The following is a 12763-nucleotide window of genomic DNA, read 5'->3' as shown; positions in this document are numbered from 1 at the left end:
CTATTTGGGTAAAAAATTTTTAATCGAGCAGGCACATCGCTTTATGAATGATGCGCGTCATAGATTCTTCACTGGCGCCGGTCTTACCCAGCACGCGCATGCCGCGCGTCAGCGCGATCAGCAGCGTGGCGGTGACGGCCGGCTCGCACGACGCGGCGACGCTGCCGTCTTGCTGCCCCTCTTCCAACAGGCGGCTCAGCTGGCTTTCCCAGCGCTGCTGTTGGGCGGCCAGCCGCCGGGCGATCTCGTCATCATAGGCGGACAGCTCAACGGCGGTGCCGACGATCAGGCAGCCCTGACGCCCTTCAGAGCCGCTGCTGAGTTTGGCGTAGGCGGCCAGAAAGGCGTACACCTTCTCCCGTCCGCTGCGGGCGGCGTCGGTGGCAGCCCGCACGCTCTCAATACGCTGCGCGATATAGTAATCCAACGTGGCGAGGAACAGCCCGCGCTTATCGCCCCAGGCTTTGTAGATGCTGCCCGAGGTGAGATTAAGCGCCCTGTTCAGATCGGCGATGGAGGTGCCGTGGTAGCCATACACGCTGAACTGTCGCACCGCCTGCTGCAGTGCGCGTTCAGTATCAAATTCGCGCGGTCGGCCGCGCTGGCTTGGAGAGATATTATTCATACCGCCAATATAGGAAACGATCATATTCTTTGTCAACCGAAGGTTTTCCCGGCGGCGGTATCGCTATCCACGGCGGTGCGATTACTCCAGCAGGTAAACCCGCGCCTCGTAAGGGCGCAGCGTATGTGACACTGTCACATCGAGGTAGTTGCCCAGCTGCAGCACCGCCCCGTCCAGCGGCAGCGCGTCGGCGGCGAATGCGGCGTCGCGCGCGCTCAGGTTGCAGAGGATCAGCATCTGCCGCGCCTCTGCCTGACGGGCGTAGGCGTAGATCTGCGGATGCTCGGGCAGCAGCAGCTGATAGCGGCCGTACACCAACAGCTGGCGATACTGCCTGCGCAGAGCGATCAGCGCCCGGTAAAACTGGAAGACCGAGCCGGGTTGCCGACGCTGCGCCGCCACGTTGATCTGCCGGTAGTTCGGGTTGAGCGGCAGCCAGGGCGTGCCATGGCTAAAGCCGCCGTTTTCGCCGCTGTCCCACTGCATCGGCGTGCGCGCATTATCGCGCGCGCTGCGGCGCAGCAGGGCCATCGCATCTTCTTCTGTTCTGCCCTGTCGGCGCAGTTCGGCATAACGGTTTTTCGCCGCCACGTCGTTAAAATCGCCGACGTGGTTAAACGGCGCGTTGGTCATGCCGATCTCCTGCCCCTGATAGATATAGGGCGTGCCCTGCATCAGAAAATACATCGCCGCAATCGCCGTGGCGCTTTCACGCCAGTAGCGCCGGTCGTCGCCCCATTTGGACACCACGCGCGGAATATCGTGGTTTTCCACGTACAGCGCATTCCAGCCCTTGCCGTCCAGCAGGGTCTGCCAGCGGGTAAAAATAGCTTTAAGCCCGGCCAGATCGAGACCGGCGTCCGGCTGCTGCTCCCAGAGTCTGACGTGTTCGAACTGAAAGATCATGTTCAGCCGCTGCCGCTGCTCGCCCACCCAGTCTTCACCCTGCTCGGCCGAGGCGCCGTTCATCTCGCCCACCGTCATAATGTCGTAATGGTGGAAGGTTTGGCGGCACATCTCATCCACATAATCCAGTAGGCCGGGATAGTTCAAATGGCTGGCGAACGACGGCACATAGGGCAACCCCTGCGGATTAGGCAGATCCGCCAGCGTCGGCTCTTTTTTCATATGGCAGATGGCGTCGATGCGGAAACCGTCGATGCCCTTATCCAACCACCAACGCATCATGTCATACACCGCCTGGCGCAGCTGCGGGTTCTCCCAGTTCAGATCGGGCTGGCGGGCGGAGAACAGATGCAGAAAATATTGCCCGCTCTGCGCATCGTAGCGCCAGGCGGAGCCGTTAAAGATGCTCTCCCAGTTATTCGGCTCTTTGCCGTCGCGGCCATCGCGCCAGATATACCAGTCGCGTTTCGGGTCGTTTTTTGATGACCGGGACTCAAGAAACCACGGATGTTCGTCGGAGGTGTGGTTGACCACCAGATCCAGAATCAGCCGCATGCCGCGCGCGTGAACCTGCGCCAGCAGCACGTCAAAGTCGGCCATGGTGCCGAACTCCGCCATAATTTGCTGATAGTCGCTGATATCGTAGCCGTTATCGTCGTTGGGTGAGCGATACATCGGGCACAGCCAGATCACGTCAATCCCCAGTTCCTGCAGATAGTCCAGTTTGTCGCGCACGCCGTTCAGGTCGCCGATGCCGTCGCCGTTGCTGTCCATAAAGCTGCGCGGATAAATCTGGTACACCACCGCCTCTTTCCACCACCGTTGTTTCATGCCTGCTCCTTCGGTTAGTGCGCCTGCACAGAGGGAAGCTGGCGCGGGAACGCCCGGCCGTAATGATCAAACAGATAGCAGCACTCCACCGGCAGCCGCACGCCGACGGTCTCGCCCGCCGTAATCGGCGATCGCTGCGGATTACGCAGCACCCAGGGTTCGCCGGCGTTGCCGTTGTCCAGGTAGAGGTAGGTCTCGTTGCCCATATGTTCGACAAACATCACCTCCCCCTGATATTCGCACTCCTCCAGCCGGCCGCCCTGAATATGCTCCGGGCGGATGCCGAGGTTGACGCTTTGCCCTTCCGCCGCCTGCGGCGTCGCCACCGGCAGCACCAGCTGCTTGCCGTTATCCAGCTCCACCACGCTCTGCCGTTCGCCGGCGCGCTTGAGCACCGCCGGGATCAGGTTCATTTTCGGCGAACCGATAAACTGGGCGACAAACTCGTTGGCGGGATGGTCATACAGCTCCAGCGGCGTGCCGACCTGTTCGATATGCCCTTTGTTCAGCACCACGATGCGGTCGGCCAGCGTCATCGCCTCCACCTGATCGTGGGTGACGTAAATAATGGTGGCCTGCAGGCGCTTATGCAGCGCGGCCACCTCCATCCGCATCTGGACGCGCAGCGAGGCGTCCAGGTTGGACAGCGGCTCGTCAAACAGAAACAGTTTGGGTTCGCGCACGATGGCGCGGCCGATCGCCACCCGCTGACGCTGGCCGCCGGACAGGTCTTTGGGCTTACGATCGAGCAGGTGATCCAGCTGCAGCACGCGCGCGCTGTCGCGCACCCGGCGGTCAATTTCGCTTTTGCCGACCTTCGCCAGCTCGAGCGCAAAGGCCATATTCTGATACACCGTCATATGCGGATAGAGCGCGTAAGACTGGAAAACCATGCCGATGCCGCGTTCCGCCGGCGAGTCGTCGTTAACGTAGTTACCGTCGATATACATGCCGCCGCCGCTGATCGCCTCCAGCCCGGCGATCATCCGCAGCAGGGTCGATTTGCCGCAGCCGGACGGGCCGACGATCACCACGAATTCGCCGCTGTTGATCTGCAGATCCAGCGATTTAATCACCTCGGCGTGGCTGCCGTAGCGTTTTTGCAGTTTTTCCAGCGTAAGTTGCGCCATAAGGGTCTCCTGTTCGCGACGTCGATGGCGGCGGAGCGACGTGCGCCCCGCCGCAGCGGCTTATTTCAGATAGTCCAGCCACGGGCTCTGGCGGGAGATCATCAGATCCACCAGTTCCGGAATGGCGCGGCACTTGTCGTTCACCGAATCCACCAGCAGCGCCTGGATCACCAGATCGCGCGAGCCGTTGATCACCGCCTCGGCGGTCAGGTCGTGCACCGCAATCTGGTTGCTGAGCAGCCCGCCGATGCCGGCCGGCATCTCCACCTTGATGCCGTGAATGCCCTTTTTGTCGACGATCGCCGGCACTTCCACCGCGATAAACTCCGGCAGCTGTTTGATAAAGCCGCGGTTGGGAATATTCACCGCCGCCTCTTCATAGCCGGCGTCGGTCAGCATGCCTTCCATAATCGGCACCACGCGCTCTTTCAGCTTCAGCTCGATGCGCGGCTCAACGTGGCCGAGGTAGTTGCGGTAGAAGGTGTAGAAATCGAGAATGCCGCGGTGGTCGCTCACCTCGTAGGCCCAGCGGATATACTCGCCGAAGTGGCTGTCGCCGGTGATCGGCAGATGATGGAACTTCTCCAGCACCTCTTTGAACAGCGTGCGGTCCGCCCACGGATAGAGGCTGTCTTTGCCGCCGAGCGCGTCGCGTTCGGTGCTGCCCTCCGTCTCCACCAGTTTGCCGTGCTGGCGGGTGTAGGCGAGAATATCGCTGTAGCCCGGCAGACGCTCGAAATAGCCCGGCGCCTTGGCGCGCACGTCCGGATAGGCGTCGCGTCCGCTGTCCTTATAGCTGGCCTCCAGCAGGACGCTGAAGTGGTTCAGACCGGCGGCGCGCAGCTGCAGGTTGCTGAACGGCGTGCCGAGCATTTCCGGCAGATAACGCTCCAGCGAGGCGATTTCGTGGCACATGCCGACAAAGTTCAGCTCGGGGAACTTGCGCTGCACCGTGGTGCAGATACGGCTCATCGGGTTGGAATAGTTGAACACCCAGGCGTCCGGACAGATATCGGCGACATCGGCGCAGATAGCCAGAATCGGCGGGATGATGCGCAGCGAGTGGAACAGCCCGCCCGGGCCGCCGTTTTCGCCGTAAACCTGCTGGATGCCGTACTGCTGCGGGATCTGCCAGTCCTGATCCCACAGGGCGAAGCGGTCGCCGACCTCGATGGAGATAATCACGAACTCGGCGCCCTGCAGCGCGGTTTTACGGTCGGTGGTGGCGCTGATGCTGAACGGCAGATCCTGCGCCGCCAGGAAGTCGCGCGCGGTTTTTTCCGTTACCGCCAGCGAGGCGGGGTTGATGTCGTGCAGCACAATCTCACTGCCGTACAGCGTCTTGCTCTGGAAGATATCCCCCAGGGTGCCGAAGCCGAACTGTGCGCTGCCCGCGCCCACCAATACGATTTTTGTCGCCATTGCGTTTTCCTCTCAGGGTTAGTCGAAATATCAGCCTTTTACGGCACCGTTAGTTAAGCCGCTGACGATGCGGCGCTGGAAAATCAGCACCAGCACCACAATCGGCAGCGTGACAATCACCGAGGCGGCCATAATCGCCCCCCACGGCAGTTCAAATTGCGAAGCGCCCTGCAGCATGCCGATGGCCACCGGCACGGTGCGTTTGCCGCTGGAGATGACAAACGTCAGCGCGAACATAAATTCATTCCAGGCGCCGATAAACGCCAGCAGCCCGGTGGTCACCAGCGACGGCCCCATAATCGGCGCAAAGATGCGGCTGATGATGGTCCAGGTGCCGGCGCCGTCGACGATGGCCGCCTCTTCCAGCTCCTGCGGGATGGACTTCATAAAGGTGGTCAGCACCCAGACGGTGAACGGCAGCGAGAAAGTGGCGTAAGACAGCACCAGCGCCCCCAGCGAGTCATACAGACCGAGAAAGCGCACCAGCTCGAACATGCCGGACAGCACCGCCACCTGCGGGAACATCGACACGCACAAAATGGTGAACAGCAGGTATTTGCGGCCGCGGAAGGAGATGCGCGCCAGCGCGAACGCCGCGGTGATCGACACCAACAGGCACAGCCCCACCGTTACGCCGGCCACCAGAATCGAATTCAGCAGGCTGCGGGCGATGCCGTTTTCCATCAGCGCGGTAATATAGTTGCCCCAGTGCCAGGCATCCGGCAGATAGGCGACGCGGAACAGATCCTGTCCGCCGCGCAGCGAGGTAATCAGCGCGTAATAGAACGGAAACAGGCAGATCACGCTGGCCAGCGCCGCGCCGGCGTAGATCATCGCGCGGTGGCCGAACTGCCGTTGTTGACGCGTCAGTTTCATGCGCGTTTCTCCTTATCGTTCAGGCGGGACAGCGTCAGGAAGCAGGCGGCAATGCCGGCCACCATCATAAAGACCAGCACCGAGGCGGCCGAGCCGCTCCCCATCTCCTGGTAGCTGACCATCTGGTCGCGGGCATAGCCGGAGACCGACACCGTGGCTTCGCTGTTGGAGGTCAGCACGTAGATCAGGTCGAACACCCGCAAAGCGTCCATCACCCGGAAAATCAGCGCCACGATCATCGCCGGCATAATCAGCGGCAGCGTAATGCGGCGGAAGCGCTGCCAGGCGTTGGCGCCGTCCACCCGCGCCGCCTCGTACAGATCGCCGGGGATCAGCTGCAGCGCCGCCAGCAGCATCAGCGCCATAAACGGCGTGGTTTTCCACACGTCGGCGATCACCACCGCCCACATCGACAGCCCCGGTTCGGCCACCCAGGCCAGCGGCGTATCAATCAGGCCGGTTTTCAGCAGCAGATCGTTCACCACGCCGTACTGGTCATGGAACATCCAGCCCCACATTTTGGCGGAGACGATGGTCGGGATGGCCCACGGCACCAGAATGGCGGTGCGCACCAGCCCCTGGCCGCGGAACTTCTGGTTCATCAGCAGCGCCAGCAGCATGCCGAACAGCAGCTCCAGCGAGACCGACAGCAGACTGAAGCGCAGGGTATTACCCACCGCCTGCCACCACAGCGGGTCGGCCAGCACGCCGTAGCTGCGTTCCTCGGCCAGGTCGAGATAGTTGGCAAAGCCGACAAAGCGCCACTCGTCCGGCGTATCCAGCATGGCGTCGGTAAAGCTGTAAAACAGCGTGCGCAGCAGCGGCCAGCCGGCGATCGCCAGCAACAGCAGCAGCGCCGGCGCAACCAGCAGCCAGGCGATGCGGCTGCGCTTTTGCTGATAGTTCAGTTTGTGGCGCGTTGGCGCGCGCTTCTCCAGCGGCGGATGGGCCACCGTCAAGGACACAGAGTGCGTATCGCGTTTCATGGCATATGGCTCCTGATGGTTAATCGGCGGCGCTTAGCGCCATCCCCGGGCGCGGATGCGTTCCAGACGCGCCTGCAGCGTCTGCACGGCGCCGGCCCCATCGCTGTCGCGACGCAATACGTTGAACGAGGTGTTGTAAATCGCCTTGGAGACCTGGGCGTATTTGCGCCGCGTCTGGGTCGCCGGCCGCGGCGTGGCCTTGGCCAGAATGCCGCTGAAGGTCGCCAGATACGGCGCCTGCGCCAGCACCTGCGGATCCTGATACAGCGCCTGACGCGACGGCGCCCAGCCCAGCAGCCCCTGCGCTTTTTTCTGCGATTCGGCGTCGCTGACAATCTTCAGCAGCGCCACCGCCGCCTGCGGATTCTTGGTGTAGCTGCTGATCGCCCACTGCCAGCCGCCCAGGGTGCTGACCGACTGGCCGTCGGCGCCGCCCGGCACCGGCATCACCCCCACCTTGCCGCGTATCGCGCTGCTTTTGTCCTGCGTCAGTACATAGGCGTACAGCCAGTTGCGCATAAAGACCGCATCGCCGTTCTGGAACAGCGCGCGCCCTTCTTCCTCCATATAGCCCAGCACGCCCGGCGGCGCGATGGTGCCGACCCAGCCGGCGGCCATTTCCAGCGCCTGCGCCGCGCGCGGGTTATTGACGGTGATATTGCCGTCGGCGTCGATAAAGGTGCCGCCGCCCTGCGAGGCCACCCACTCCAGCGCGTTGCAGGTCAGCCCTTCATAGGATTTGCCCTGGAACACCAGCCCCCACAGCCCTTTATGCCCGTTGGCGCGCTCCGCCTGTTGAATGCGCGCGGCGATGCGCGTCAGCTCGGCCCAGGTTTTAGGCGGCTGTTCGCCGTATTTCTCCAGCAGGTCCTTGCGGTAGTAGAGTGCGCCGGTATCCATATAGGCGGGGATCGCCTTGACGCGGCCATTCACCATGTCGTTCTGCCAGGCTGCGGGAAAGAAATCCTGCCGCATGTCGCTGACGTACGGCGTCAGATCGAGCAGGTGTTTATTGAGCACGCCGATCCACACCGTATCGGCCTGGAACAGATCGATGGCGTTGGCGTCTCTGGCGGCAAACAACTGCTGAAACAGCGACAGCTTCTCGTCAGAGGCGCGGGGTAAATCGATAAACGTCAGGGTGTGCCCGGTCTGGGCTTCAAAGCGCTGTTTAACGTAGCGGCAGAACTCGCGCCCCTCTTTGCTGGGTGCGCACTCCATCCTCAGCGTATCGGCCTGCGCCAGCGCCGGCAGCAGCGCCAGCGAGCAGGCGGTCAGGTTTAACAACAGTTTTCTCATGGCGTCCCCTGTGCGGAATCAATCGGCATAGGAGCACGCTATCGGCTGGGGGACATTGGCGGAAATTGTTTTTCACACCTACGATATAGAAACTATCTATATCAACAGCGGAAAACATGATCGTGGACAAAATTCTGCGCCAGTTTATCGAAGTCGCCATGTTTAAAAATGTGAGTCATGCAGCAAACAAACTCTGCCTCAGCCAGCCGACGCTGACGCATAACATGAAGAAACTGGAGGAGAATCTGGGCGTCCAGCTGCTGGAGCGCACCTCCACCGGCGTAACCACCACCCAGTACGGCGAGCTGCTGCTGGAACAGGCGCAGATGATGCAGCGTATCTATGACAATACCCTGCTGAAGATGGCGGCGATCAAGGCGCGGCAGGCGCAGAGCCTGCGCATGGGCAGCGGCCACGCCTGGTGGCATATGTTTGTGCGCGACTGCTTTAACCGCTACCGCGAGCAGCACGCCACGGTCAATATCCATATCGATCTGGGCAACCATCTGCGGCTGATGGATCTGCTGCTGGGCGGAGATATCGATCTGTTTATCGGCCATGAAATCCAGGGGCTGAACCCGAAGGCCGGCATTACTTTTCTGCCGTTGTTCGCCACCTCGGACACGCTGTTTGCCCGCCGCGACCATCCGCTGCAGGGGCGCGCCGTGCGGCCGGACGACCTGCTGGATTATCCCTGCGTAGAACTGACGCCGGATGAGACCCGCTATCAGCATATGGTGGCGGACATGCAGCAGAAGAAGCTGACGCGCAACCGCCAGCATCTGGCGGAGCGGGTGATCTGGTCCACCAACTCGATGATGTCGGCCATTGATATGGTCAATGATTCTGACGCGGTGATGCTGACCTATCCCCGCTGTATGGCCGGCTACTTTGCCCGCTACGGCATCGCGCCGCTGAACATGGAATCATCCAATATCTGTACCGTGGGGATGTATCTGATGCGGGAAAAGGCGGACGCGCCGCACGTACAGCAGATGCTGGCGCTGATGCGCCAGCATATTGAACGGCTGGGGCCGCAGCTTCAGTAGTCGCGGCCGGCGGCCTCGCTCAGCGCCTGATACAGCGAACGGGCGTTGCCGGGGCCGACCACCAGTTGATACTCAACGCCGTTTTCCCCGTCCGGCACCTCCAGCAGGGCCTTGATGCCCTCCAGCCCGGCGATGCCGTCACGGTTCAGGCCGCGGTCCTCATTCAGCGAGACGCGGATGCGGCTGGCGCAGTAGCGCAGACGGCGCACGTTCTGCGCGCCGCCGAAGGCCGTCAGCAGTACGTCGGCCAAATTGCAAAGCGTCATAACTCTCCCTCCGAAAGCATGGACATGCCCTTTCAGCATAGAGCGGGCGTCCGGGGAAGGGAAATTGATTTAATCCGCGGGGATATAGATTCTTTCTATGTCCGGCGCGGCATACGCAGCGCCGGTGCGGGAATCAGCCGTTCTGTTCCTCTTCATCGGCCGCCAGCTGCTGCTGGCGCTGTCTCATCACCACCACCTCCTGCGGGCTGGAGAGATGCACCTGCTCCTGACGCAGCAGCTTGAGGATGTTGAACAGCAGCTCGCTTTTGGTGGATCCGACCATCCGCGGGCTGGCGACATAGCCGGTGACGCTGAGGATAATGCCGTCTGGGCCAAGCTGGCTGAAGCGCACATAAGGGGCCGGCGACTCCAGAATCGCCTCATATTCCTGGTAGGCGGTCAGCAGCAGGCTGCGCACCTGCTCGGGGTCTATTTCGGTCGGGAACGTCAGGGCGATGGTCACCACCCCCTGCGCATTGCCCATGGTGGCGTTGCGCACGTTCTGCGAAATCAGCTGCGAGTTCGGCACGATCATGGTGGAACGGTCGCTGAGCTGGATTTCAGTGGCGCGCACGTTGATGCGCCGCACGTCCCCTTCCACGCCGCCGATGCCGATCATATCCCCCACTTTCACCGGCCGTTCGGTCAGCAGAATCAGGCCGGAGATAAAGTTCTTCACAATCTCCTGCAGGCCGAAACCGATACCCACCGACAGCGCGCTGACGATCCAGGCCAGGTTATTCCACTGGATGCCCAGTGCGGCCAGCGTGATCAGAATCAGCAGCACATAGCCGACGTTGGTGAACAGCGTCACCAGCGAGGCGCGGATGCCGACGTCGTTGATGGTTTTCGGCAGCAGCTCGTTATTCAGCCAGCGGCTGCTGGCGCGCAGAATATAGCCGCCGATCAGCAGGCAGATCAGCGCGTTGATCAGATTGCCGGGCACGATATGCAGCTTTTTCAGCCCTTCGCCGCTGAGAATGGCGACAATTTTTTCCAGCAGCGAGTTCGGCGTGGTGGTGCCGAAGGTGCCGTTGAGCAGCGCCACGATCATCAGCAGCAGCAGCCCGCATTTGAAGGCGGCGGTAAAGACGATGGTCAACTGTTCCAGATGGCGTTCACTCAGGCCCAGCGAACGCATCAGCGAACGGCCGCTGGCGGTATGCGGCGAGAAGATGGCGCTCCAGAGGTCAGTGGAAAACTGAATCAGGAAGTAGAACGCCATCAGCACCAGCGTTGTCCAGATCACCTGGTAAATCAGGAAGCGGGCAAACGAGATATAGCCGATCAGCAGCGCTAGCAACACCGCCAGCGACACCAGCAGCGTGGCGATTTGCGCCAGTCCGCCGATCATCGAGCGTTTTTCCAGCTGTTCGCCCTGGCGTTCGCTGTGCTGACGCAGGCGATGGGCGCGCAGCGGTATCGCCAACAGCACCAGCGCCATCAGCGCGGCCAGCAGACCATTGCCGAAAATGGTGGTGCTGAGGCTGGCGCCGATCACGTTGTTAATCAGCTCGACGGTGCCGAACGCCAGCACCAGCGCCGCCAGCAGCGGCGAGAAGTTGCCCAGGCCGGCGGCGATGGTGTCATCAATGGCCGCCAGCCGCCAGGAAGGACGCCGGTTGGATAAAAACGCCCGCCCTAAACCGGCGATCAGCGCGCAGAAAATCCCCAGCCGGGTAAAGCCGTCGGCAAAGTCCTGCAGCATCGGCGACAGCTCAGCAACGCGGGAAAACGTCTGGTACAGCAGGTTAAGCGCCAGCGCGGTGGTGCACAGCGTAATCAGCGAGGTGCCGAGCGCGCTGAAGCTGCGGCGCAGTCGGCCGTCCGGCAGATAGCGGATGCTGAACCAGGCGAGCATCTGCTCGGAGAAATAGCGCCCCAGCGACCAGATAACGCCGGCCAACAGCAGCAGCCCGGCGGTGCCGTAGCGCCACGGCTCCTGCCAGCTGGCGTTCCAGACGGTGCGCAGTTCGCCGGCAAACTCCGTCAGCCGCTGGCTGTCCTGCGGCTGCGGCGCGATCGCCGGCGCCCAGAATGACAGGCTGAGCACGCTGCCGGAGTTCAGCGCCAGCTGGGTCTTAAACGCCACGCGGCGTAAATCGCCGATCTGCTGCATCAGCTCATGGGTGCTGCTGCGGATGGCCTGCGAACGCTTCACCGAATCATCCAGCAGCTTTTTGCTGTTGTTCAGGCTGTTGCGCTGCTGCGCCACCGCGGCGGTTTCCGCCAGCGCGCCCGGCGCCGGCGGCGGGCCGAGCACGTCAAGCTGCCCTTTCAGCTTGTCCTGCATCGGTTGCAGGTCGGTCAGCAGCTGTTCGGCGTTGGCCGCCAGCTGCTGCGTGCGTTCCTGCAGTTTGCTCAGCTGATTATCGGTAGTGGCCTTGGAAACCTGTTGCTTAATATCGTCCAGGTCTTTTTGATAGTCTTTCAGCGCGGCGGTAATATCCTGCTGGCTCAGCTCGGCCTGTTCGGCAGGCTGCTCCCCTTCGGCGGCAAAGGCGCCGGATGACGCCAGCGGCAGCCCGCACAGCACCAGTATCAACAGAACGATCCGTAACGGCCTTATCATAAATCTCGATGCTCAACATGATGGATAGACAGACAAAACAGACGGAACAGCCCCGGCTCTTCCGTCTATAACAATAAACCGAGATTATGATAGCTGCTTAATGATGGGCAGAACATCGGAATCCTGCGCGCCGTCACCACGGCCGCGCGGCGGCGCTCAATCCTGCGGTTTAGGGCGTTTTTTTTCGCCGCGCCGGCCGGCAAAACGCCAGATCAGGCCCAGCAGCACCAAGGCGCCGAAGAAGGTCAGCAGCAGGCTGATAAAGAAGGCGGATTCACCGGTAGAGGTGAAGTAGATCTCGTTGATACCGACGGAGATCATCAGAATGGCATACAGCAGAACAAAAATTGAAATAATCATGATAGCGACACACTGTGCAACAGCATCCAGGTTAGGTCGTTACAATCTCCTCCCCGTAATACGCAGCGTGATTGCGGGGAGGAGCGGACTGGGTGGATCGTTAAGATTCATTTAGTCGTCCCATTTGGTGCTCAGATAGGCTGCCAGCAGTCCAAGAGTGCTGATCACACCCAGAAAGCCGAGAAATACCGTCATGTTTCCCATTTTCATTTCCTCAGGTTTAAGTGTTTTCGATAATGACCTCACGTCGTCGCATTAAGGGTTTCAACCTCCGTATCGCCAGGAACAGGAATCTGCAGTGGGGTTATTGATGGCGGAACCACCGCCCCGCTACGCTTTTATTTCGCGGGGATTATAGGTTGGATTGATTTATGTTGCCGATAAATATGCCGTTTGTTTAGGGGATGTTTAATAACCGCCGCCGACGCCGGGCCAGTCGCT

General features: G+C 61.2%; 12 protein-coding genes. 1 reads left to right on the top strand and 11 read right to left on the bottom strand.

Going from position 1 to position 12763, the window contains the following annotated elements; all coding sequences use genetic code 11:
• Positions 1–19 precede the first annotated feature (19 nt).
• From I6G83_RS18525 to I6G83_RS18495, 7 genes are read right to left on the bottom strand one after another with little or no spacing between them, the layout of a single operon-like run.
• Entirely contained in the window at positions 20–661 is a 642-nt protein-coding gene (locus tag I6G83_RS18525; protein ID WP_197733906.1) for a TetR/AcrR family transcriptional regulator, read from the bottom strand.
• A gap of 45 nt (positions 662–706) precedes the next feature.
• Entirely contained in the window at positions 707–2362 is a 1656-nt protein-coding gene (locus I6G83_RS18520) for a glycoside hydrolase family 13 protein (protein WP_054305376.1), read from the bottom strand.
• 14 nt (positions 2363–2376) lie between these two features.
• The gene (locus I6G83_RS18515) at positions 2377–3492 is read right to left on the bottom strand and encodes an ABC transporter ATP-binding protein (RefSeq protein ID WP_054305375.1); all 1116 of its coding nucleotides are present in this window, start codon (positions 3490–3492) and stop codon (positions 2377–2379) included.
• A gap of 60 nt (positions 3493–3552) precedes the next feature.
• Positions 3553–4914: a family 4 glycosyl hydrolase gene (locus tag I6G83_RS18510; protein WP_054305374.1), complete on the bottom strand. Its 1362-nt coding sequence runs from the start codon at positions 4912–4914 to the stop codon at positions 3553–3555.
• A 30-nt stretch (positions 4915–4944) separates the two neighbouring features.
• Positions 4945–5790 (bottom strand): carbohydrate ABC transporter permease, encoded by an 846-nt coding sequence (locus I6G83_RS18505; RefSeq protein WP_054305373.1) that lies wholly within the window; start codon positions 5788–5790, stop codon positions 4945–4947.
• On the bottom strand, positions 5787–6776 hold the full coding sequence (locus I6G83_RS18500) for a carbohydrate ABC transporter permease (protein WP_054305372.1): 990 nt from the start codon (positions 6774–6776) through the stop codon (positions 5787–5789). Before I6G83_RS18500 ends, I6G83_RS18505 begins: the two co-directional genes overlap by 4 nt.
• Before the next feature lie 33 nt (positions 6777–6809).
• Entirely contained in the window at positions 6810–8075 is a 1266-nt protein-coding gene (locus I6G83_RS18495; protein WP_054305371.1) for an ABC transporter substrate-binding protein, read from the bottom strand.
• 116 nt (positions 8076–8191) lie between these two features.
• On the opposite strand from I6G83_RS18495, the gene I6G83_RS18490 reads away from it, so the two are divergent.
• Complete coding sequence (locus I6G83_RS18490; RefSeq protein ID WP_054305370.1) at positions 8192–9124, top strand: LysR family transcriptional regulator; 933 nt, start codon at positions 8192–8194, stop codon at positions 9122–9124.
• Here the strand turns inward: I6G83_RS18490 and I6G83_RS18485 are convergent.
• The 4 genes from I6G83_RS18485 to mgtS form a co-directional block, all read right to left on the bottom strand.
• Positions 9118–9390, bottom strand: a complete 273-nt coding sequence (locus tag I6G83_RS18485; RefSeq protein WP_054305369.1) for a PTS transporter subunit EIIB — start codon at positions 9388–9390, stop codon at positions 9118–9120. The genes I6G83_RS18490 and I6G83_RS18485 overlap by 7 nt on opposite strands.
• A 133-nt stretch (positions 9391–9523) precedes the next feature.
• On the bottom strand, positions 9524–11962 hold the full coding sequence (locus I6G83_RS18480) for a DUF3772 domain-containing protein (RefSeq protein ID WP_054305368.1): 2439 nt from the start codon (positions 11960–11962) through the stop codon (positions 9524–9526).
• Between the two features lie 156 nt (positions 11963–12118).
• Positions 12119–12322 carry a hypothetical protein gene (locus I6G83_RS18475; protein ID WP_015672358.1) on the bottom strand — a complete coding sequence of 68 codons (204 nt, stop codon included), beginning with the start codon at positions 12320–12322 and terminating at the stop codon, positions 12119–12121.
• A gap of 111 nt (positions 12323–12433) precedes the next feature.
• Positions 12434–12532, bottom strand: a complete 99-nt coding sequence (gene mgtS, locus I6G83_RS18470; protein ID WP_371851001.1) for a protein MgtS — start codon at positions 12530–12532, stop codon at positions 12434–12436.
• Between the last annotated feature and the right edge of the window lie 231 nt (positions 12533–12763).

The sequence above is a fragment of the Serratia rubidaea genome, from assembly GCF_016026735.1.
Classification (GTDB): Bacteria; Pseudomonadota; Gammaproteobacteria; order Enterobacterales; family Enterobacteriaceae; genus Serratia_B; species Serratia_B rubidaea.
Note: the sequence above shows the minus strand (reverse complement) of the source record. Positions and strands in the feature narration are given on the sequence as shown.